This window comes from Cryobacterium sp. PH31-O1 (assembly GCF_030063455.1).
In the GTDB taxonomy this organism is placed as follows: domain Bacteria; phylum Actinomycetota; class Actinomycetes; order Actinomycetales; family Microbacteriaceae; genus Cryobacterium.
This window is the reverse complement of sequence record NZ_JASITB010000005.1, coordinates 115,451-136,035: the sequence shown is the minus strand read 5'-3', so window position 1 is coordinate 136,035 and position 20,585 is coordinate 115,451. Positions and strand designations below refer to the sequence as shown.

General features: G+C 64.3%; 23 protein-coding genes. 18 read left to right on the top strand and 5 right to left on the bottom strand.

The genetic code is table 11. From position 1 onward, the window contains the following. The first annotated feature begins 117 nt into the window (after positions 1–117). Complete coding sequence (locus QMK31_RS11835) at positions 118–1,470, top strand: aminotransferase class V-fold PLP-dependent enzyme (protein ID WP_283501148.1); 1,353 nt, start codon at positions 118–120, stop codon at positions 1,468–1,470. After that, a complete protein-coding gene (gene sufU / locus QMK31_RS11830; protein WP_283501147.1) occupies positions 1,467–1,952 on the top strand; it encodes a Fe-S cluster assembly sulfur transfer protein SufU in 486 nt (161 codons plus the stop codon). The genes QMK31_RS11835 and sufU overlap by 4 nt, the downstream gene beginning before the upstream one ends. 79 nt (positions 1,953–2,031) lie before the next feature. Here the strand turns inward: sufU and QMK31_RS11825 are convergent, their stop codons facing one another. The 5 genes from QMK31_RS11825 to QMK31_RS11805 form a co-directional block, all read right to left on the bottom strand. Continuing rightward, positions 2,032–3,834, bottom strand: coding sequence for an HNH endonuclease signature motif containing protein (locus QMK31_RS11825; RefSeq protein WP_283501146.1), 1,803 nt, complete (start codon positions 3,832–3,834; stop codon positions 2,032–2,034). A 147-nt stretch (positions 3,835–3,981) separates the two neighbouring features. Continuing rightward, on the bottom strand, positions 3,982–4,380 hold the full coding sequence (locus QMK31_RS11820; RefSeq protein ID WP_283501145.1) for a flagellar assembly protein FliW: 399 nt from the start codon (positions 4,378–4,380) through the stop codon (positions 3,982–3,984). After that, positions 4,377–5,270 (bottom strand): flagellar hook-associated protein FlgL, encoded by an 894-nt coding sequence (gene flgL, locus QMK31_RS11815; protein ID WP_349361566.1) that lies wholly within the window; start codon positions 5,268–5,270, stop codon positions 4,377–4,379. The genes QMK31_RS11820 and flgL overlap by 4 nt, the downstream gene beginning before the upstream one ends. Positions 5,271–5,285: 15 nt before the next feature. Continuing rightward, positions 5,286–6,725, bottom strand: coding sequence for a flagellar hook-associated protein FlgK (flgK, locus tag QMK31_RS11810; RefSeq protein WP_283501143.1), 1,440 nt, complete (start codon positions 6,723–6,725; stop codon positions 5,286–5,288). A gap of 35 nt (positions 6,726–6,760) precedes the next feature. Further along, the gene (locus QMK31_RS11805) at positions 6,761–7,309 is read right to left on the bottom strand and encodes a flagellar protein FlgN (protein ID WP_349361565.1); all 549 of its coding nucleotides are present in this window, start codon (positions 7,307–7,309) and stop codon (positions 6,761–6,763) included. 245 nt (positions 7,310–7,554) lie between these two features. Here QMK31_RS11805 and QMK31_RS11800 point away from each other — a divergent pair, with 245 nt between their 5' ends. From QMK31_RS11800 to QMK31_RS11725, 16 genes are all read left to right on the top strand, one after another. Beyond that, positions 7,555–8,385 carry a sigma-70 family RNA polymerase sigma factor gene (locus tag QMK31_RS11800; protein WP_283501142.1) on the top strand — a complete coding sequence of 277 codons (831 nt, stop codon included), beginning with the start codon at positions 7,555–7,557 and terminating at the stop codon, positions 8,383–8,385. Positions 8,386–8,452: 67 nt separating this feature from the next. After that, positions 8,453–8,794, top strand: coding sequence for a hypothetical protein (locus tag QMK31_RS11795; RefSeq protein WP_283501141.1), 342 nt, complete (start codon positions 8,453–8,455; stop codon positions 8,792–8,794). Positions 8,795–8,923: 129 nt separating this feature from the next. Then, complete coding sequence (locus tag QMK31_RS11790; RefSeq protein ID WP_283501140.1) at positions 8,924–10,051, top strand: flagellin N-terminal helical domain-containing protein; 1,128 nt, start codon at positions 8,924–8,926, stop codon at positions 10,049–10,051. A gap of 130 nt (positions 10,052–10,181) precedes the next feature. Then, complete coding sequence (fliD, locus tag QMK31_RS11785; protein WP_283501139.1) at positions 10,182–11,510, top strand: flagellar filament capping protein FliD; 1,329 nt, start codon at positions 10,182–10,184, stop codon at positions 11,508–11,510. Positions 11,511–11,512: 2 nt separating this feature from the next. Beyond that, the gene (fliS, locus tag QMK31_RS11780; protein ID WP_349361563.1) at positions 11,513–11,947 is read left to right on the top strand and encodes a flagellar export chaperone FliS; all 435 of its coding nucleotides are present in this window, start codon (positions 11,513–11,515) and stop codon (positions 11,945–11,947) included. After that, positions 11,940–12,293, top strand: coding sequence for a hypothetical protein (locus QMK31_RS11775; protein WP_283501138.1), 354 nt, complete (start codon positions 11,940–11,942; stop codon positions 12,291–12,293). Before fliS ends, QMK31_RS11775 begins: the two co-directional genes overlap by 8 nt. 177 nt (positions 12,294–12,470) lie before the next feature. Further along, positions 12,471–12,812 (top strand): flagellar basal body rod protein FlgB, encoded by a 342-nt coding sequence (locus QMK31_RS11770; protein ID WP_092110173.1) that lies wholly within the window; start codon positions 12,471–12,473, stop codon positions 12,810–12,812. Beyond that, on the top strand, positions 12,812–13,198 hold the full coding sequence (locus QMK31_RS11765; protein WP_283501137.1) for a flagellar basal body rod protein FlgC: 387 nt from the start codon (positions 12,812–12,814) through the stop codon (positions 13,196–13,198). Before QMK31_RS11770 ends, QMK31_RS11765 begins: the two co-directional genes overlap by 1 nt. Before the next feature lie 53 nt (positions 13,199–13,251). Beyond that, on the top strand, positions 13,252–13,512 hold the full coding sequence (gene fliE / locus QMK31_RS11760) for a flagellar hook-basal body complex protein FliE (RefSeq protein ID WP_502853124.1): 261 nt from the start codon (positions 13,252–13,254) through the stop codon (positions 13,510–13,512). Further along, the gene (fliF, locus tag QMK31_RS11755; protein ID WP_283501135.1) at positions 13,512–15,128 is read left to right on the top strand and encodes a flagellar basal-body MS-ring/collar protein FliF; all 1,617 of its coding nucleotides are present in this window, start codon (positions 13,512–13,514) and stop codon (positions 15,126–15,128) included. The genes fliE and fliF overlap by 1 nt, the downstream gene beginning before the upstream one ends. Further along, positions 15,125–16,141, top strand: coding sequence for a flagellar motor switch protein FliG (gene fliG / locus QMK31_RS11750; RefSeq protein WP_283501134.1), 1,017 nt, complete (start codon positions 15,125–15,127; stop codon positions 16,139–16,141). The genes fliF and fliG overlap by 4 nt, the downstream gene beginning before the upstream one ends. Continuing rightward, entirely contained in the window at positions 16,131–16,745 is a 615-nt protein-coding gene (locus tag QMK31_RS11745) for a FliH/SctL family protein (protein ID WP_283501133.1), read from the top strand. Before fliG ends, QMK31_RS11745 begins: the two co-directional genes overlap by 11 nt. Then, entirely contained in the window at positions 16,742–18,079 is a 1,338-nt protein-coding gene (locus tag QMK31_RS11740; RefSeq protein ID WP_283501132.1) for a FliI/YscN family ATPase, read from the top strand. The genes QMK31_RS11745 and QMK31_RS11740 overlap by 4 nt, the downstream gene beginning before the upstream one ends. Next, the gene (locus QMK31_RS11735; protein ID WP_283501131.1) at positions 18,076–18,537 is read left to right on the top strand and encodes a flagellar export protein FliJ; all 462 of its coding nucleotides are present in this window, start codon (positions 18,076–18,078) and stop codon (positions 18,535–18,537) included. The genes QMK31_RS11740 and QMK31_RS11735 overlap by 4 nt, the downstream gene beginning before the upstream one ends. A gap of 2 nt (positions 18,538–18,539) precedes the next feature. After that, positions 18,540–19,187, top strand: coding sequence for a C40 family peptidase (locus QMK31_RS11730; protein WP_283501311.1), 648 nt, complete (start codon positions 18,540–18,542; stop codon positions 19,185–19,187). Then, on the top strand, positions 19,184–20,575 hold the full coding sequence (locus QMK31_RS11725) for a flagellar hook-length control protein FliK (protein ID WP_283501130.1): 1,392 nt from the start codon (positions 19,184–19,186) through the stop codon (positions 20,573–20,575). The genes QMK31_RS11730 and QMK31_RS11725 overlap by 4 nt, the downstream gene beginning before the upstream one ends. The last annotated feature ends 10 nt before the right edge of the window (positions 20,576–20,585 follow it).

Sequence of the window (20,585 nt, the reverse complement as noted above, 5' to 3'; positions counted from 1 at the left end):
CCGCCGTCTGACACTCGCTTCGTGACTCTCGCTGCGGCACACTGGCTACGTAGGCCCCGCGTCGTCATACTCCGCTGCGCGGCGCCCGGGCTTGGGGTGAGGGAATATCCTTGGGGTATGACGTCTTTAGCACCATCGTCCGCAACTTCGCCAGCGCCCCGCGCCCAGCACCCTGAACTGGCCCCGCTGACCAATGTCGACGTTGAACGTATTCGCAACGACTTTCCGGTGCTGCACCAAATGGTGAACGGGCATCCACTCACCTATCTCGACTCGGGCGCGACCTCGCAGAACCCGATCAGCGTGATGGAAGCCGAGCAGGAATACTACGAGCAGCGCAACGCCGCCGTGCACCGCGGTGCTCACACCCTCGCTGTCGAAGCGACCGAGGTGTTCGAAGAGGCCCGCGAAAAGGTCGCCGCCTTCATCGGTGCCCAGACCGACGAGATCGTCTGGACTTCCAACGCCACCGAGGCGATCAACCTGCTGGCCTACAGCTTCTCCAACGCTTCGCTCGGCCTCGGCGGCCCGTCCGCTCGCCGGTTCAGTCTCGGCGCTGGCGACGAGATCGTGGTGACCGAGATGGAACACCACGCCAATCTCATTCCCTGGCAGCAGCTCGCGCTGCGCACCGGTGCCACCCTGCGCTTCATTCCCGTGCTCGACGACGGCACTCTCGACCTGCTCGCGGCAGCGGATGTTGTGGGCTCCCACACGAGGCTGCTCGCCTTCACGCACGGCTCGAACGTGACCGGCACCATCAACCCGGTCGCCGAACTCGTGGCCCTGGCCCGTAAGTTCGGGGCGTTGGTCGTGCTGGACGCCTGCCAGACCGTGCCGCACCTGCCGGTCGACGTGAAGGCGCTCGACGTGGACTTCGCCGTCTTCTCCGGCCATAAGATGCTCGGTCCGACGGGCATCGGTGCGCTCTACGGCAAGGCCGATCTGCTCGCCGACATGCCGCCCTTTCTCACCGGCGGATCGATGATCACGACCGTTGACATGGCGCACGCCGAGTTTCTCGCACCGCCGCAGCGCTTCGAAGCTGGCACTCAGCGCATCTCGCAGGCCATCGCGCTGGCCGCGGCCGTTGACTACCTGAGCGAGACCGGCATGGATCGGGTCGCGGTCTGGGAGGCCCAGCTCGGCCAGCGCTTAGTTGCCGGCCTGGCCGAAATTCCCGGCGTGCGCCTGCTTGGCCCCGGCGCTGGTGCAGATCGGCTGGGGTTGGCCGCCGTCGACGTCGCCGGAGTGCACGCGCACGACGTTGGCCAGTTTCTTGACGACGCCGGCATCGCGGTGCGGGTCGGTCACCACTGCGCCCAACCGCTACATCGCCGGCTCGGCGTGACCGCCTCCACCCGGGCGAGCACCTATCTCTACAACACGACCGACGAGGTCGACCTGTTCCTGGCTACCCTCGCCGAGGTCGCACCGTTCTTCGGCGTCAGTACGGGAGCCAACCGATGAGCGACCTGCAGCAGCTATACCAGACCATCATTCTCGAGCACTCCAAGGCCAGGCACGGAGCGGGCGAACTCACTCCGCTGGCCGAGGCCGTCGAACTCGGCGCCGCGAGCGGCCTGCGCGTGGCCGAATCGCACCAGATCAACACCACCTGCGGCGACGAGGTCACCCTGCGGGTTTCGCTGGGTTCTGACGACGAAACCGTCACCGAACTGGTCTGGACCGGCGAGGGGTGCTCGATCTCGCAGGCATCCGCTTCGATTCTCACCGACACCCTGCGCGGCCTCAACACGACCGAAGCCCGGGCCCTGCTCGATAATTTTCGGGAGATGCTGCGTTCCCGCGGCAAGATCGAGCCCGACGAAGAGATTCTGGGCGACGCCGCCGCCTTCGGGGGAGTCTCACGCTACCCCGCGAGGGTGAAGTGCGCCATGCTGCCGTGGGTGGCGTTCGAGGCCGCGCTGATAGAGGCGGAGTCGCACTGACAGAGGGATGCTGACCTGCCGAATACCGGGTGCAGCTGCGAGGGCGCTCCCGTGAATGGGCAGTTAAGCGGTGTTGGTCTCAGAACGGGGGGCTGTCGCCGATTTGCGTCGGGTCGGCGCGGTCGGGTTCGGAATCGTCTCGGTCGGTGAGGGCAGCCCAGATGTCGACCGGCCGCTGCGAAGCGGTCTGGCCGCGTTCGTCTGCCATGGCAGCGGAGTGGGGGCCGAGGCGGGTGGCGGGGTGGGTGGCGTAATGTTTGCCGGCGGGGCTGGTCCAGTGCAGGATGCCGTCGATGCCTTGTTCGGCGGTCCAGCCCGACTCTGTTTTGAGTCGGTGGCCGCGTTTGCAGAGGTGGGCGAGGTTGTCCCAGCGGGTTTCGCCGTTGTAGCGCCAGTCGTGGGTGTGGTCGATTTCGCTGTGCCTGGCCGCCCGGGTACAGCCGGGGAATCGGCAGGTTCCGTCGCGGATCTCCAGCCACTTCTTCAGGTCGGCGGGGACTTTGTAGCGGGTTGTGCCGACGCTGAGCACTGCGCTGGTCTCGGGGTGGATCAGAATGCGGGTGAAGCTCTTCGCCGTGGCGGCGACCCGGCGGGCGGTTTCGGCGTCGATCGGGCCGAACCCGTCGAGGGTGCCGGGCTCCTCGCTGAGACCCATCAGGGTTAGCACCGGCACGGTCACGTTCACCAGGCCCTGCACCCCGGCGCCGAGCCCGGTTTCGGTTACTCCGGTCAACAGAAGGTCGACGGCGACATCGAGGCGTTGCTGGCCGAGGGTGCGGGTATCGAGGGGCTCCAACGCGGCGGCGTTGTGCAGGCTGCGAGCGAGGGTGTCGACGCGGTCGGTGATCGCGGCGGCGTCTTCTTGGGTGAGGGTGAGTTCGAGGCAGGCCATGCCGTCTCTGGCGGGCATCACCGAAAAGCGGCGCTGGCTGAGCGCCTTCTGGTGTCGTTTCACGATGGACTCGGGGTGGGAAAGTTCCCGCACGGTGATTGCGCGCTTCTTCAACTGCCCCACCGTGAGGTTGTCGACCCCGGCCAGAACTTCAGTTTCGAAGGCGCACCAAGCTTCGTTGGGTAGCGACAGCGCGTTGTCGACGATGACCTCCACGTGCCGGTAGCTGATCGACCCGTTTGCGAGCTTGGCGCGGGTGGCGGGCAGGTCGTGCTGCAATTTCTTGCTCACGCAGAGCAGGTTGCGGGCGGTGTTTTCGTGCACGCGGAGGAGGCACGCGAGTTCGGCGACGAGGCCCTCCTCGGCGGCTTGCTTCTCTGACCAGCGCTGCACCGGCAGGCCCTGTTCCCCGGCAGCCTGTGCTTCTTGGGTGAGCATGGCCCGGGGCAAAGGTCGCCCGGTCTCGGCGGTACTGGCCACCCGCCGGGCGAGGTTGTCGACTGCGGCTGCCCGCTCGGCGTGGGCCCGGTTGATGGCGAGGTCACACTCCCGCACGACGTCGAGCAGCCGCACCTGCTCCACGTCGACCGGGCGCGCTTTCCAGTCTTGCAGGGAGGCCGCGACAATATAGTCGAGAGCCTGCACGCCAGAGATGGTCTTGCTCCTGGCCGAGCGGTGGGTGGGCGGAGGCTTGCCCGGCACGATCCCCGCCGCTGCCATCTCGGCCACCCACTCCGCCCGCTCGGCAGCGCACACGGCAACACGGGCGTCGGAAGCGGCATTCGCCACCGCGAGAGCGTCGGCGGCATTCTCCGCCGAGGCGTCGATTGCGGTGCGGTCGGTGGCGGTGCGGTCGATAGCGGTGCGGTCGATAGCGGTGCGATCGGTGTTGCCCGTCGCCCTCGGAGATTTGGGATTCGGAGACTCGGGATTCGGAGACTCGGGATTCGGAAGCTCGGGATTCGGAGGTGGATCGTCGCTGATCGCCATACCATAATTATCTCATAAATCGAACAAATAAACGAGACTCGCTCACATTTAATCCGGGATAATTGCCCCGAGTTTAGTAACTAATTATGGTTTCGGTGAGTTCGGTTACGGGTCGGGGCGCTTGTTCGAGCCGGAACGCCGCAGAAATCAGTTGTCGATGGTGCCGAGTTCGGCGTGCAGCGGCCAGTCCTGGTCATCCAGGATGAGCTGAGCGCAGGCACCCGTGCGGGCGTTCACCACGATGGGAGCCATGAGGTTCACCGTCGTGGTGCTCTCGCCGGGGTTGACGACCACGAGAACGAGGGCGTCGTCTGGTGTAGTGAGGGAGAGTGCGATCGACTGTTCGTTCGAGATTGCCGGGGTGTAATTCGGCAGAAAAATGGCCGCGTCGAGCACGAACAGGCGAGTCGAGGGCTGAGCGGATGCCTGTAGGGAGTACAAACCGGCCGCTCCAGCGATTTCGTTGAGTACGAAGTCGGTGAGCGGTGCCAACCCGGGCGGGGGAGAGACGAAGCTGAGGGTGGGACTGGTGAGGGTAGCGGTCATGAGAGAAAATCCATCAGGGTTGGTTGAAGTACACGGGCGGTCACAGCGAGCGCGGCCTGATAGGTCACTTCCTGCAGTTTCAAATCGATGATGATCTGGCCCAGGTCGGCGTCCTCGATGCCGGAACGTTGGGCGTCGAGGGTGCCGGCCTTTTCGGCCAGCGTCGACTGCGCGCGTTCCATTTGCACCTGACGGGCACCCATTTCACTGCGTTGACCGGTCATGATAGCCATCCGTTGATCGAGACCCTCAAGGTGTGCGCCCACACTGGGGTTCGCCGTTGATCGCAGGTCGTCAACGATGGTGTCGAGAAGCGAGAACACAGACTGGCTGCCCGTTCCGAAAATGGTACCGCCGTCAGCGTCGACCCGCACGGTGCTGGTGGCGCTAATGCGTCGCTCAACGCTGCCCTCACCACCGGTGAAGCTATAGGTCACCGGATCGGTGTCGCTCGCGGTAAACGCCGTGGGCGCATCCGAGTTGCCGGCAAAGACGCTGCGGCCCAGAAACTTCGTATTGGCCTGAGTCGCGAGGTCGGTTTTAAGGCCCTCGATCTCAACGGCGATGGCTTCCTTTGCCGTCGCCGATAGCGCGCCGGAGTTAGCGCCCTGCACGGTGAGGTCCCGCACCCGGTTCATGATCGCGGAGACCGAATTGAGAGACGATTCAATCGTGGTCAGCCAGTCGTTGCCGTTGTCGGCGTTGGAGGTGTACTGATCGACGGCACGCATCTCGGCGCGCACCGACATGGCGGCGGCGGCGGCGGTCGGGTCGTCCGATGAACGATTGATAGTTTTGAGCGTGCTCGCCTGCTCCTGCAATCGCGCGAGGTGCGTCATATTCTCTTGCAGATTGCGCTGGGCCGCACGCATCTGGGTCTGGGTAGTCACCCGGTCGACCATGGGTTACCTCCCTACCAATCCGGTGCGGTTGATCAGGGTGTCGAGCATTTCGTCAACGGCCGTCATCATGCGGGCCGCACCCTGGTAGGCATGTTGAAACATGAGCAAGTTCACGTTCTCTTCGTCGAGGTCTACCGAGGAGTTTGCCAGCTGTTGATTGGCCGCCCCCGACGCGGTCGAGCTGGCCAGCGCCGCCGATTGCAGTTCGGTTTGCGTAAGTACGCCGGTCTTGGTGACCAGGTCTGACCAGACGGTGCTCGGCGAGACGATCGCGCCATTGGCATCAACGGCGAATCCGGCGCCGAGCTGGGCGATGGCATCCGCTATCGAACCGTCATAGGCACCGGCATCCTGGGCACGAACAATCACCTCAGCGGATGTCTGCGGCACGATACTAAGACCCTGCGCGGCCGGTGCGAGGTCGGAGATGGTGAAGAAGACGTTTGCGCCGCCACTCGATTCCGTCGCGCCCGTGGCATAGATGGCGTTGACCTTGGTGGCCAGATCGCTCGCGAAGGAGTTGTAGGAGGCGGCTACTTCGGCCAGTGCGCCGCCGGAGCCACCATTGGCTGGGGCGAGAAGTGACAGCGCGCCGCCCATCTCGCCGCTGTCCATCGTGACGGGGGTGCGGCCGGTGTCGGCCCAGACCAGTGTCACGGGCTGATTGTCTTGCATCACCCGCGAACCCTCGACGCTCACCTGGTGCGACGTGCCACCCGAGACGAGGGGGTTGCCGCCGACAAGCACGTTTACAGTGCCGTCGGCCTGTTCGGTGACGGTTGCGCCGGTCAGGGCCGCGATGGTGGTTGTGAGGGTGCTGCGCTGGTCGAGCAGCTCGTTGGCCGTGCCGCCGGTAGCGAGGCTTTGACGAATCTGCACGTTGAGCGCGGCGACCTGGGTGGCCGCGCCGTTGAGTTCGGAGACCATGTTGTTCAGGTCGCTGCGCACCGACGACCACTCATCGGAGACGGCCTGGTAGCCCTCCGAGATCTGCGTGAGCAGTTCGCCGGCCGTGCCGAGGAGCAGGGCGGCCGGCGCGGCAGTGTCGGTGCCATTGGCTACTGCCTGCCAGCCGGCCCAGAATTTGTCGAGTTTGGCCGAGATGCCGTTCTCGCCGGGTTCATTGAACGAGTCCTCCACCGAGGCGAGCGCGTTGGCGCGCACGGCCGTATAGCCGGCGGTGGAGGCGGTGGCCCGAACGCGGGCGTCGAGTTGGGCGCTCGCGAGGCGAGCGATGCCGTCCATGGCAACACCTTCGCCGACCCGGGCACCCTGGGTGAAGATTCCGGTCGGGGCCGTGGCGCCGAGGGCGGAGGTCGTTATGCGTTGCCGGGTGTAGCCATCCGTGTTGGCGTTGGCAATGTTCTGGCCGACCACGTTGAGGCCTTGGCGTGCGGCAACGAGGCCGGTGTACGCGGTGTTCAGACCACCAAATGTGCTCACCGTGTTCTCCGTTCTTCGCGCTGGTTGATCAAAATTTAGAGGTTGCGGTCGAAAATGCGAGCGGCTGTCACCGGGGCGTCGGTTATTCCACTCGAGTCGTAGGTCTTCGGATTGGCGCTCACGGTGGTCATCGTCTCTTGGGTGGAGCGAGCCGCGGTGCGAATGAACCGTTCGTTGGAGTCGCGTAGTTCTTTGATCTGGGTGGTGAGGTCGCTCATGGCTTTGAGGTGCGCGGTGAAGATTTCGCCCCAGGGCCCCTCGGGAGCATTCGCGGCAAGTTCGCGCAGCGTGGCGTCTTCGGCGGTTGCCCACTCGGTCGCCAGCGCGGCAACTTCTACGGAACGAGCCAGGCCAGCCTCACGCACGTGGCCCAGAACCTGTTCGACCTCACGGGTGGCGTGTTGCAGCCATCGGGACTTGCCACCCTGCAGTAGCAGCTGTTCTTCTTCAAGTTTGAAGACGAGTAGCTCAAGAAGTTCACGTTCTCGCCACAGCAACGCAGACAATTCATTGGCGCCCATGACTCCTCCAGCCCACAATTCGCTCACGCTCTCAGGCACACGGGTGCGTGTGCTCTGGTTCATTCGTTGGCACTATCGGCCGTGAAATCAGCGCCGTTAGGCAAAGTAGCCCGATTTTTCGCGCATTTCGCGAATCGTGTCCTCTAAAGAGAGGACACGGCAATGTAGTAAATGGGCCTTGTAGCGCTACCCATTTACCCTCTACTGCGGGTAGCTTTGATTTCGCAGGCATTGGGGCCTCCCGCGGGAGGCGCATCAGCCCTTCCGCGCACATTCGAAAATTGGCATGAGAGGCTCGGGGGCCGCACGTGAATCGCACTGATCGCAACGCCCTCGTCGTTGAGAACCTGCCGCTCGTTGGCTACCTCGTTTCGGAGGTCTGGGCCAAGGCTCGTCATCTCTCGCGCGATGATCTCGCGTCGGCCGGCGCGGTAGCCCTCATCACCTCAGCGGATGCCTACAACTCCGCTCTCGGGGTTCCCTTCGGTGCCTTCGCCCGTCGCCGCATCATCGGCGCTTTTGCCGATGAGATGCGCTCGAGCGACTGGGCCACCCGCTCCGCCCGCCGCCGCATCAAAGAAACCCTGGCCGTGCAGGACACCCTCGCGGCCGCTCTCGGGCGCACCCCGAACGTGAATGAGATCGCCAACGCCCTCGGCGTCGACCGCGACACCGCTGCGGCCGGCCTGGCTGACGCTGCTCGCACCCTCTCGGCTCTCGACGACACGACGGCCGAGTTTCTCGTGGCCGACACCGCAATGCCCGAGGAATCACTGCTCTCCGCGGAGCGCCTGGTCTACCTGCGGGCGGCCATTGCGGCCCTGCCCGAGAAGATGCGGGCCATTGTCGAGCAGATCTATTTCGACGACCGGCCGGTCAAAGACATCGCCGCCGAGCTCGGCACCACGCACTCCGCTGTGTCGCAAATGCGTGCCGAGGCGATTCGCCTGCTGCGCGACGGACTCAGCACGCACTACGCCGATGAAGCCGAGACCGCGGTCACCTACCAGCCGGAGTCTCGCATTGCTCCGGCTCGCCGCAGCGCTTACCTCGCGCGGCTGGCTGACCTCGCAACGGTGGGAATGACTCGCACCGTTCACGAACACCTGCGCCTCGACACGGCTCGCGCGGCCTCCTGACTCAGCAGCACCCTTCAGGCCGGCCCACGGATGGGCTAGGTTCGAACCCCTCACGGAAGAAGCCATCATGAACATGCAGATCAACACCAATACCTCAGCGTCAAACGCGTACCGCGAGCTTGCCGCCGCGCAGACGGGCCTCGCCCAGCCAACGGTGGCCATCTCGAGTGGTTTGGCTTCGACCGAGCCGGCCGTCACGGCTGACAGCGTCAATTTCGAGGGCAAGACCCGGGCGGTCTCGGCCGAGAATACCCTCGCCGCCGCGTCGCGCCTTAGCAATAACGCCATGGCCGAGCAGATGGTGCACCTCACCCGGTTGAGCATTCTCGCCCAACCCATCACGGCCGTGTCGGCCCAGGCAACGCAGGCGAACTCCGACGTGCTGCAACTCCTCCGCCCCGCCGCGTAGCACCGGCGTTCCGTCGCCGTCGAATCTGTGCTCACAGTTTTCTAACCCTGCTGCGGATTTGGTCGATAGCTCATGATGCTGGCCCATGGATGGGCCGGCGTACTTTGACCCAATCACGGAGGATTCATCATGGGCATGCAGGTAAACACAAACATTGCGGCGAACAACGCGTACCGCAACCTGGCTACAACGCAGAACGACCTGTCCAAGTCGCTGGAGAAGCTTTCCAGTGGTCTTCGCATCAACCGCGCAGCGGATGACGCAGCAGGCCTGGCAATTTCGGAAGGCTTGAAGTCGCAGGTCGGCGGTCTCACGGTCGCCAGCCGCAACGCTCAGGACGCCATCAGCGTCATCCAGACCGCTGAAGGTTCGCTCAACGAGGCCACCTCAATCCTGCAGCGCATGCGCGACCTCGCCGTTCAGGCCGGTAACGACTCGAACAGTGTCGAATCGCGCGATGCAATCACTACTGAAGCGACTGCTCTGACCAAGGAACTGACGCGAATCGGCTCGAGTACGAACTTCAACGGCACGGATCTGCTCAAGGGCGGTTCGATGAGCTTTCAGATCGGCGCGAACAGCGGCGACAGCATCATCGTCGATCTTGCTGACGTAGCCAGCATCGCGACTTCCTTGGCGGATACGCCGGCTCGCACCTCGTTCGTCGTTGCATCTGCAGCGGCCGTAGCGGGCGTGCAGACCTTCACGGTTGCGAACGCTGACAACTCGTCCACGACTGTTACGTCCTCGGCTTTCACTGCGGGGGACTTTTCGAGCGTTGCGCAGTTTGCCGCAGCCTTGAACGACGACGCTGAGTTCTCGTCCACCTTGAAGGCCAGTGTCGTGGGTGCCGACCTCGTCGTTGAGTCGACGACAGGTGGAACCGTTACCGCTGCTGGGTCCGGTACAGGCTCGGCAGCCGGAACTGCGACGGCAGCAGTAGTTGGAACTTCAAGCTTGAACTTCACTTCTGCAACCGGCGCCGCAGCAGCAATCATCTCTCTGACGGACAAGATCGAAGCCATCTCGAGCGCGCGCGCCGACCTCGGTGCGCAGCAGAACCGGTTCGAGAGTGTCATCAAGAACCTGGCCGTCTCCAAGGAGAACCTCACCGCTGCCGGTTCGCGTATTCGCGACACCGACATGGCTGAAGAGATGGTCAAGTACACCCGTGCGAACATCCTGTCGCAGGCCGGTACCGCCATGCTCGCGCAGGCGAACCAGAGCAACTCGGGCGTTCTTCAGCTCCTCCAGTAATAAGCACCACAGCACTAAACGGGTCGAACTCTGACCCGCGCTTGGCGGCGGCCGCAGAACGATCTGGACTTCGTTCCGCGGCCGCCGCCAGGCATTTCGTTTATACCCAGGCATTCTTAGGGAGAAAACCGTGTCACTCGCAGTAGATGGCCTCATCAGCGGGCTGGACACCACCGCGCTGATCAACTCCCTGATGACCCTCGAGGCTGGCCCGCAGAACCAGCTGAAGGCAAAGGTCACGAGCTCCAACACTCTCGTAGCCGCATTTCAAGGCCTGAACAGTTCCATCGCGAACCTCGGCACCCTCGCTACTAAGAGCACGCTCGCCGGCTCACTCGATGTCTACTCAGCGAAGAGCAGCTCGACCAACGCGACCGTTACCGCGGGCAGCACCGCCACCGCCGGCTCGATCAGCTTCACGGTCAACAAACTCGCGCAGGCTCAGGTCTCGGTCTCCGACCGCGTCGCGGCCTGGTCGAGCGACACCTTCTCGATCACCAGCACGAGTGGCACCGTCACCGACATCACGGCGGCTTCGACCTCGCTCGATGACATCGCTACCGCCATCAACGACTCAGCCGCCGGCGTAACCGCGGTGAAGGTTGCGGCGGGAATGGACGTTGACGGCACGACACCGTTGTATCGCCTGCAGTTCTCGTCGGCTACGACTGGTGCCGCCAACGGTTTCACCATCTCTAACGCGCCACTCACCGAGATCACCGCGGCGCAAGACGCCGAGGTCACGATCTGGGCAGGCACCGCTGCCGCCCAGTCGATCACCTCGTCGACCAACTCGTTTGAGAACCTGCTGCCGGGGGTCGACGTCACGGCGTCGATCGCCTCCACCGACCCGGTCACCGTCACGGTCGCGCGCAACGACGCCGCGGTGAGCACGATCGCGAAAGACCTGGTCGACTCCCTCAACGGCATTTTCGCGCTCATCTCCACAAAGAGCGCGGTGGTCAACAGCACCGACAGCACGGGCAAAGCCGTGCTCTCCTCCGGCGTCTTCACCGGTGACAGCACGGTGCGAGACGTCAAGCAGCGCCTGATCGATGCTGCCTCATATCCAGTGGATGGCCGTTCGCCGTCAGAAATCGGCATCAGCATCACGAAAACGGGCACGCTCGAGTTCGACGCGACGAAGTTTGCCGCGGCCATGAAAGAAGACCCCGACTTCGTGAAGTCGGTGCTCACCGAGATCTCCACCCGCGTTGCCGGGGCAGCCACCACCGCCTCCGACAAGTACGACGGACTGATCACCGCGCGCATCACCGGCCAGGAATCGCTCGTCAAGAGCATGAGCACACAGATCGAGAACTGGGACCTGCGGCTGGCTTCTCGCCGCTCCACCCTCGAGCGCACGTACTCGGCCATGGAAGTCACCCTCAGCAACATGAACGCCCAATCGGCCTGGCTCACCGCACAGGTTGAGTCCCTCAGCAACGCGAAGGCTTAAGCATGTCAATGACCTCGGCAAATCAGGCCCAACGTGCGCGATACAACCGCGACGCGGTGCTCTCGGCCACCCCGGTGCGCCTTCTCACTATGCTGTATGACCGTCTGCTGCTCGACCTGAACCGCGCCGAAGCCGCCCAGCAGCGCCAGGACTGGCAGATTGCTTCGGACAACCTTCTACACGCCCAGGCCATCGTCTCAGAACTGAGCACCTCGCTCAACGTTGACTCCTGGGACGGCGGCGAAGGTCTCTTCTCCCTCTATACCTACGTGTCGACCGCTATGGTCAGCGCCAACACCCACCGCGACCCGGCCCGCACCCGTGAATGCATTTCGCTGCTCGAACCCCTGCGCCTCACCTGGCACGAAGCGGCAGAACTGCTGCCGGCCGCCCCAGCACCGGCCCCTCGCCTGAGCGGGGAGCTCGGCATTGGCTAACACCGCTAAAGCGGATACCGCCAACCGCACTGCGTGGGCCGTTGCGCTCGACGCTCTTGAGGTGTCGCTGGATGAAGCGGCGCGCATTATGGGGGGAGCGGTCTCGACGGGGCCGATCAACGACAGTGGCCCGACCAACGCATCAGGCTGGACGCCACCGCCCCACCTTGGCGCCCTTCCCGCAGAATTCGAAGAGCGAGCTCTTGACCTCCTCACCAACCAGCGCAAGATTATCGCCGAGCTGGAACAGGCCCGCAACGTCACCCTCAAACACTTGACCGCGGTGCGGTCGGTACCTCCGGAACGCAATGCGCGGGCATCTGTTTACCTGGATGTGGACGGATAGCCCCCGTTTGAGGGTAGTGAAACAAAGGCGACACGCCGTAGTGCAACAAACTTAGGGAATGTTCCCACGAACTTCTAACACTTCTATCGGGGCGACCGATAGCAAGGAGTGAGCACGGATCGCTCACACCTGGCCACGGATTGGCCGTCTTGTCTTTTGTCGACGAAGCGGGTAATCGTGCTTGATTCCGTGACCTCCCTGGCCCTTACGAGCGCTCTGGACGGCCTCGCGCTGCGCCAGCGCACCATCGCGAACAACATCGCCAATATCAACACCCCCGACTACCACGCCAAGGTCGTTTCCTTCGAAAACGCACTGGCCAAGTCGGTCGCCGATGGCAACGGTGTTTCGGCCGCCACCACCGAACGATCGCTCGATCCGACCCTGCTCAACGGCAACAACGTGAACCTCGACACCGAGACCCTCGCCAATATCGACGCACTGCTGCGCTACCAGTTCGCCGCCAAGGCCGTCGAAGGTCCGGTCTCATCCATTCGCGCCGCAATGAAGACCGCCTAATGGTCGACGCCATTGGCATCGCCGGCAACGGCATGACGCTGCACCGCAAATGGCTCGACGCCATCGCCGACAACCTCGCCAACGCCAACACCGTCACAGCCACCACCGACTCTGCCTTTCAGGAGCGCTACGTGCTGGCGCAGGAAGGTGCCGGCAACGCGGGAGCCAGCGTTACAGCAGCATTCGGCAGCGCCGCGGGAACCCTGATCTACGAACCGGCCCACCCGCTCGCCGATGCCGACGGTTACGTGCGCTACCCCGACATTGACATGGCCGAGCAGATGGGCCACCTCATCATGGCCCAGCGCGGGTACCAGGCCAACGCCGCCGTCGTCGACCGAGCCAAGACCGCCTATGAAGCCGCACTACAGATCGGACGTGGCTGATGCCACTCAGCGCCATTAACGCCACCATCGCCACGACCTCACTCTCGGGGGTCATGGGCAGTTCGGCTACGACCGCCACCCAACAAACGGATGGCTCTGGCTTTGGCACCGCGCTTTCTGGCGCCGTTGACAACCTGCAGCAGCTGCAGGGAACCTCCAACGCCCTTGCCATTCAGGCCGTCACCGGCGACCTCAACGATATTCACACCGCCACCATCGCGGCCACCCGCGCCCAGGTGACCATGGAACTCGTCGCCGCCGTGCGTAACAAAGGCGTCGACGCGTTCAACGAGATCATGAGGATGCAAGCCTGATGCCCCGGCAAGTCACCAGCGCCTTCAAGCGCTTCGGAAATGCGATTCGTGAGTTCACAATTGCCCAGCGCACCGTCGCCATCATCGGCGTTGCCGTACTCGTTCTCGGTATTGCCGCTCTCTCGATGTGGGTCACCAAACCCGCCTACACGCCGCTGTTCTCTGGGCTCAGCGGCGAAGACGCCAACAGCATCGTCGAGCAGCTGCGCGCCGACGGCGTGGAATACGAGCTGACCGATGGCGGAGCCACCATTCTGGTGCCCGAAGCGAGTGTCTACGACGAGCGCATCAAGTCGGCATCGGCGGGTCTGCCCACCTCAAGCACCGGCGGTTACTCCCTGCTCGACACCATGGGTGTCACCTCGAGCGAATTTCAGCAGTCTGTTACGTACAAACGGGCACTCGAGGGTGAACTGGCCAAGACCATCGGCGCACTCGACGGCGTGAAGATGGCCTCCGTGCAGCTCGCCATTCCCGAAGACAGCGTGTTTGTATCACAGAAGAACGACCCGACGGCATCCGTCTTCGTCGAAACCCGAAACGGTGTCTCGCTTTCAAACGACCAGGTGCAGGCCATTGTTCACCTGACCAGCGCCTCGATCGACGGCATGACCGCGGCAGACGTGGCCGTCGTCGACTCGACCGGTGCTGTGCTCTCGGCCGTCGGTGTCGGCGCCACCGGGGGAGCCAATCAGCAGGCCTCCGACTATGAGACCCGCGTGCGCAGCGCCGTGCAGGCCATGCTCGACAAGGTGGTCGGTGCCGGCAACGCCACCGTCGTGGTCGCCGCTGACATGAGCTACGAATCCGCCGAACGGGTCGAAGAGTCATTCACCGCCCCGACCCAGACTCCGGCCCTGAACGAATCCGTCGATACGGAGACCTATTCGGGAACCGGCGGCAGCGCCGCGGGCGTGCTGGGCAGCGACACGGCCACCGTGGCCGACGGTGCCACCGATGGTACGTTTTCGAGCGAGTCGACCACCCGCAACAACGCCGTCAACAAGGTCACCGAAAATCGCACCATTCCCGCCGGAGCGATCACCAGGCAAACGGTATCGGTGGCCGTCGATTCTGCTGCCGCCGCCAAGCTCAATGTGGCCGACATCACCTCTCTCGTCACGTCGGCCGCTGGAATCGATGCCGTGCGCGGCGACGCGGTAACCGTTGAGGTCATGGCCTTTGACACCACCGGCGCCGCAGGAGCCGCGGCAGCGCTCAAGGCAGCAACGGATGCCGCAGCCGCGGAACAGTTCGCCAAAATTCTGCGGGTGGTGGTGATCACCGCCGGAATCGTGATCACGCTCATCGTCAGCCTGATTCTCTATGCCCGCCGCTCCCGTCGCCAGAGTCGAGAAACCGTGGAGATCGGCGATCTCACCGAGATGCAAAACGCGCTCGGCGAGGCCACCGTTCCGCTCGCGGTCACCTCATCGGCCGCGTCGCTGTTTTTGGACAGCCCGAATGACACGCCCACCAAGATCATTCCCACGGTCAAGTTCGTGCCGACGGACACTGATCTGCGGCGCGCCGAGATTGATTCTTTGGCCCAGACCGACCCCCGCGGCACCGCCGAGTTCTTGCGGGGTCTCATGGATGACCGGCAGCGCGTATGAACGAGCCGGGCGCGGCACTGACCGGCACCCAAAAAGTGGCCGTCGTGCTCATGAACATGGATCGCCAGCGCGCTACCGAGGTGATGAAGCAGTTCAGCGACATCGAGGCTGAAGTTATTGCCGGCGAAATCGTGCAGTTGCGCAATGTCGACCCCGCCGTCGCAGAATCCACCCTCAACGAGTTTCACGAAATCACCCTGAAGGGCCGACGACTTTCCCGCGGCGGGCATGAATTCGCCGTTGGCCTGCTCGAAGCCTCGTTTGGCGCTGAACGAGCGGCCGGGGTCATGAACCGAGTCGCCACGTCCATGGCCGGTAAGGCCTTTGAATTTCTCGACTCGTCCGATCCCGGCGACGTGCTCAACCTGCTCGACGGCGAAATGGCCCAGACCATTGCCCTGGTCTTGGCGCACCTTCGACGCGATCAGGCATCCGCTGTTCTGGCCGGTATGGAACCCGGCCTGCGCACCGACGTAGCCCAGTGCATCGCCACCATGTCGAGCGCCACCCCCGAGGCCATTCGTGTAGTTACCGACACCCTCAAATTGCGTACCGGCAAGATCGTTGCCCGCGAGAGCATTGAAGTCGTTGGTGGTGTTCAACCGCTCGTCGACATCATGAACCGAGCGGATGCCGCCACCGAACGGGCGCTTCTGGAGAGTCTCGAGGAACGCGACCCGGCTCTGGCCGACGAGATACGCTCGCGCATGCTGACCTTCGTCGATATCGTCAAGTTGGACAGCCGCGATGTGCAACAGGTGCTGCGTGGCATCGATACGAACATTTTGGCCCGGGCGATGAAGGGCACATCCGATGCTGTCGCCGAGGTCATTCGTGCCAACCTTTCTGAGCGTAACCGCGACGTGCTCGACGACGAAACCAAGAGCCTCGGCCCCGTTCGCATGCGCCAGGTCGAAGATGCCCGCGCCGAAATCGTGCGCGCTATTCGCGACCTGGAAGCCCAGGGCAGCATCACGGTGCAACGCGGTGCCGAGGACGAATATGTCAATTGAAACCGGTTTTGGCCGCCTGGCCTTTCCGAGACTGAACGACGAGCCCGACCGGGCCGCCGAGCAGTCGCGTGCCGAGGGTCATGCCGCCGGTTACACCGAGGGACTGCGCCTGGCCGCAGCTGATGTTGCCCGCCGCGCCGAAGAGATCAACGCTGAGCACGCCGAAAATGAACGGTACGGCGAGGCGCAGATCGCCCAGTCGGTGCGTTTGCTCGCCGCTGCAGCACGCGCCCTGAATGAACGCAGTATTCCGCTCATTCAGCAGGCAGAAACCACCCTCGTCAACATGTCGCTCGACCTGGTCGAGGCCATTCTGGGCTGTGAGCTCAGCCACACCGAGCCGTCCGCGCGCCGCGCCCTGGAGCGGGCGTTGCATCAGCCTGACCAACTTGACCAGAGCGAGGTGCACGCGATTCGCATGCATCCGGAGGATCTCGGGGTGCTGGGAGCGCAGACTCGGGCTCTGGAAGGCATCCGCTTTGTAGCGGATTCGCGGCTCAAGCGGGGCGACGCGATCACCGAATTCAGCGATGGTTTTCTCGACGCGCGCATCGGCACGGCCTTTGCACGCGCCAAGGCAGCCCTCGACCCGGTCGAAGCATGACCACCGCCTGGCGCCCGCGAGAAGCGCAACTCGTGCAGGCCATCGAAGCCGGTCGCCCCGAACGGGTCGGCGTCGTGTCGTCTATCGTCGGACTCGGCGTGGAGGTACGCGGCTTACGCTCGGCGATCGGCGACATCGTCACGCTCGGTGCCCGACCCGGCCATCCTGGCATCGACGCTGAGGTCGTCGCGACGACCCAGAGCGGTATTCGCTGCATGCCGCTCGGGCGCATCACCGGGTTGCAAGCTGGTGCCCGTGTGCGTTCGGCCGGCTCCCCCCTGCTCGTGCCCACCGGCCGCGGCCTGTTTGGGCGTGTCATCGACGGACTCGGTCGCCCGATCGACGGTAAGGGACCGCTCGATTCCGACGGCGCCGTATCGCTCGAACACGACAGTCCTTCGGCCATGCACCGTGCGCGCATCACGACCCCACTGCACCTTGGAGTGCGCGTTCTCGACACACTTATGACGGTCGGGAGTGGCCAGCGGATGGGGTTGTTCGCCGGTTCTGGCGTAGGCAAATCGTCCCTGTTGTCGATGATCGCCCGCGGCACCGACGCCCAGGTTTCGGTTATCGCGCTGGTTGGCGAGCGTGGGCGTGAGGTTCGCGAGTTTCTCGAAGACGACCTGGGGCCTGAAGGTCTGGCCCGTTCCATCGTCGTCGTCTCCACCTCGGACGAACCGGCGATGATGCGGCTGCGTGCCGCCTTCACTGCAACTCGCATCGCCGAATCGTTTCGCGACCAGGGTGCCGACGTCATGCTCATGATGGACTCGCTGACCCGCGTGGCAATGGCCCAACGCGAGATCGGGCTCTCGGTCGGGGAACCACCAGCTACCCGCGGCTACCCGCCGTCGACGTTCTCCGTACTCGCCCGACTGTTGGAACGCGCCGGAACCGCAGAAACCGGGTCGATCACCGGAATCTACACGGTGCTCGTCGACGGTGACGACCACAATGAGCCCATCGCCGATGCCGCGCGGTCTATTCTCGACGGTCACGTTGTTCTCGATCGCAAACTCGCCATCACCGGACACTTTCCGTCGGTCGATGTGCTCGCCTCTATCTCTCGGGTGGCCTCCAGGGTGAACAGCCCGCAACAGAATGCCATTGCCACGACGCTTCGCAGGGTGATGGCGGCGCGTCAGGGCGCGCAGGACTTACTCGACGTCGGTGCGTACCGGGCTGGCACGAACGCGTTGGTCGATGCGGCCGTCGAGAACGACGCGTCCATCAAAGCATTTCTGCAGCAGCGGATGGACGACCAGACGCCCAGCGACCAGGCCTGGGCCCAGCTTTCTCGACTGACGAGCGCGTTCGGGGCTGTCGCATGAGCCGCCGCTTTGCTCTCGCCGGACTGCTGCGACTGCGTAAGTTGCAACAGGATCAGGCCGCCCTCGACCTGGCCGAAGCAAATGCCCGGGTGGCAGCTCTTCAGGCCCGCCGGGGTCGCGCCCGCTCTGCCCTTGGCGCTCTCGGCAACACCCCGCAGACCATCGCCGCCCTCAACGCAATGGCCGCGGCCCGTTCGTCGTCACGCAGCATGCTCGCCGAACTCAACGCGATGGGACGCAACCATCAGGAAAGTCTCGACACCGCCCAGAGCACCTACAGCGCGGCCAGGGCCGAGTCGGTTGCGCTCGAGAAGCTGCACGACCGGCACGCCGCCGCCGTGCTCGCTGAAGACCTGCACGCAGAGCAAACCGTACTCGACGAAATTGCCGCCGCCCGCTGGCACCGCGGCCGTACCAATACGACCCACCGATCGATCACCAAGGGGGAGACACTGTGACGATGATTGCCGCCATGGGCAGAATCAGCCAAATCCAGGCGACCCTGCAACAGCTGTCGAACGTGAAGACCGAACGCGTCACGACGACGGACGCCGTGACGACCGGTGCGGCATCCGCTTCAGCTGATAGTTTCGCAGCCACCCTCGCCGCGGCCGTTGGCACCAGCGCCACGAGCGCGGCCGGATCGGCAAACGGTAAGACGGGTTCCGACGTGGTCGCCTCCGCCGAGAAATACCTCGGCGTCCCCTATGTATTCGGCGGCGAAGACTCCTCTGGAATGGACTGTTCCGGACTCGTGCAGACCGTATATGCCGATATAGGCATAGAACTTCCGCGGCTGGTTTCTGGCCAGATGAAGATGGGCACCGAGGTCGCTTCGCTCGCCGAGGCCCAGCCGGGTGACCTCATCGTCACCGGCGGCGGCGACCACATTCTTATTTACGCCGGTGACAACAAGGTCATCCACGCGCCATATCCGGGACGCACCGTCTGCCTGCGTGAGGCGTACATGACGGATGCCGATATCACCACCATTCGTCGCATCATTCCCACGAACTCGGCAGTCGCCGACACCGGCTCCGCCGCGCTGCAAAAGGCCTTCGCAGCTTTCGCCCAGCAAAACAGCACAGTCACCGGAAACACACTATGACGCTCACCCTCGGTCAATATCGGCCAGCGACGGCTCCTGCCGCCGTAACGGATGCGCGCGACGCGAACCATGCTTCGCAGGGCGCTGATGCATTTGGGACGATCATGGATGGCACCCTCGCCGGTCGCGCCGCACTGTCGTCGACCGCAGCCTCCTCGACGGACTCGTCGACAGCTTCCTCGAACGATTCGGGCGTGACCGCTGACCCGGCATCCGCAGCTGATTCCTCCGCGGCGAATAGCGCGGTCCCGGCATCGATCCTGGCTGATCTGGTTTGGGCCGCCGCCGCTTCTGCGGCGCCCGCACAGATTGCAGCTACTGCCACGAACAACCCCGCGCCGGTTGGGTTGGTGCCAGTTGGGGCTGTGCCAGTTGGGTCTGTGCTTGTTGGGTCTGTGCCAGTTGGGTCTGCGGCGCTGGCCGAGTCAAGCACCGCCGCCGCCGGCGGAACCGTCTACACACCCGTCTCCACACCCGTCTCCACACCCGTCTCCGCACCGCTTTCCGCTGCGAATCCGGGCACCGTCGTTGAACTTGCTGCCGACGTCGCCGACACAATTGCCCCCACTGCGGGGTTTGCCACAGCTGGCACGGCCCCTGGCGCTCTGGGCCGAGCGACGGCCGCTGCTGGCCGCGGCACCGATACCGGCGCAGCTGCCGCGACCATTGCCGCGACAGGCGGGGCCGATTCGACGCCCATCGGGGCGGCGACCCTGGCAGTCGCTGGTGGTCCCAACCTTGCCGCTGCGCAAAATGGTGCCGTGGTAAGTACTGGGTCGGCAGGGTCGGTGCTACCCGACTCGGTGCGACTAGCCGCCGGCGGTGCCAGCGCCAGCACCGACGCCGTTGCGCCGACCGTGCCCGCCGTGCCCGCCGTGCCCACGGCATCCGCTCTGCCTGCGGCCATGCCGCCGACGCCTCTCACGGCGCCCCCGACTGCGGTGCCGGCACCGGCCGCTGTGCCGCTCAGCACGCAGATTATGAAGCCGCTCTTCTCTCTCACCACCGCTACTCCCGGCGAGCACGTGCTGACCATTAGCGTCACGCCCGACAACCTTGGGCCGGTGACCGTTCGGGCCCATGTGACGGGGGAGGGCATTCGGGTGGAACTGTTCGCGCCCACCGATCTGGCCCGAGATGCTCTGCGACTGATCCTGCCCGATCTGCGCCGTGACCTGGCCGGTTCGGGGCTGAGCGCCCAGCTTGATCTATCTCCCGACAGCCAGGCCGGCGATCCCGACGCCACTCGCCAACCGCGGTCAGAGACCGAAGGACGCAATTCAAGCGACCGGGACCGCCCCAACGGTGATGGTCGAGCCCCGGATACTCCACCGCACAACCGACCACCCCGATACGGGTTCACTCACACCATCGACGTACTGGCCTAGAAGGAGAATT

Coding starts and splice junctions, on each gene's coding strand:
- QMK31_RS11835 (WP_283501148.1), top strand. CDS start 118: ATGACGTCTTTAGCACCATCGTCCGCAACTTCGCCAGCGCCCCGCGCC.
- sufU (WP_283501147.1), top strand. CDS start 1,467: ATGAGCGACCTGCAGCAGCTATACCAGACCATCATTCTCGAGCACTCC.
- QMK31_RS11825 (WP_283501146.1), bottom strand. CDS start 3,834: ATGGCGATCAGCGACGATCCACCTCCGAATCCCGAGCTTCCGAATCCC.
- QMK31_RS11820 (WP_283501145.1), bottom strand. CDS start 4,380: ATGACCGCTACCCTCACCAGTCCCACCCTCAGCTTCGTCTCTCCCCCG.
- QMK31_RS11805 (WP_349361565.1), bottom strand. CDS start 7,309: ATGAACCAGAGCACACGCACCCGTGTGCCTGAGAGCGTGAGCGAATTG.
- QMK31_RS11795 (WP_283501141.1), top strand. CDS start 8,453: ATGAACATGCAGATCAACACCAATACCTCAGCGTCAAACGCGTACCGC.
- QMK31_RS11790 (WP_283501140.1), top strand. CDS start 8,924: ATGGGCATGCAGGTAAACACAAACATTGCGGCGAACAACGCGTACCGC.
- fliS (WP_349361563.1), top strand. CDS start 11,513: ATGTCAATGACCTCGGCAAATCAGGCCCAACGTGCGCGATACAACCGC.
- QMK31_RS11765 (WP_283501137.1), top strand. CDS start 12,812: ATGGTCGACGCCATTGGCATCGCCGGCAACGGCATGACGCTGCACCGC.
- fliE (WP_502853124.1), top strand. CDS start 13,252: ATGGGCAGTTCGGCTACGACCGCCACCCAACAAACGGATGGCTCTGGC.
- fliF (WP_283501135.1), top strand. CDS start 13,512: ATGCCCCGGCAAGTCACCAGCGCCTTCAAGCGCTTCGGAAATGCGATT.
- fliG (WP_283501134.1), top strand. CDS start 15,125: ATGAACGAGCCGGGCGCGGCACTGACCGGCACCCAAAAAGTGGCCGTC.
- QMK31_RS11745 (WP_283501133.1), top strand. CDS start 16,131: ATGTCAATTGAAACCGGTTTTGGCCGCCTGGCCTTTCCGAGACTGAAC.
- QMK31_RS11740 (WP_283501132.1), top strand. CDS start 16,742: ATGACCACCGCCTGGCGCCCGCGAGAAGCGCAACTCGTGCAGGCCATC.
- QMK31_RS11735 (WP_283501131.1), top strand. CDS start 18,076: ATGAGCCGCCGCTTTGCTCTCGCCGGACTGCTGCGACTGCGTAAGTTG.
- QMK31_RS11730 (WP_283501311.1), top strand. CDS start 18,540: ATGATTGCCGCCATGGGCAGAATCAGCCAAATCCAGGCGACCCTGCAA.
- QMK31_RS11725 (WP_283501130.1), top strand. CDS start 19,184: ATGACGCTCACCCTCGGTCAATATCGGCCAGCGACGGCTCCTGCCGCC.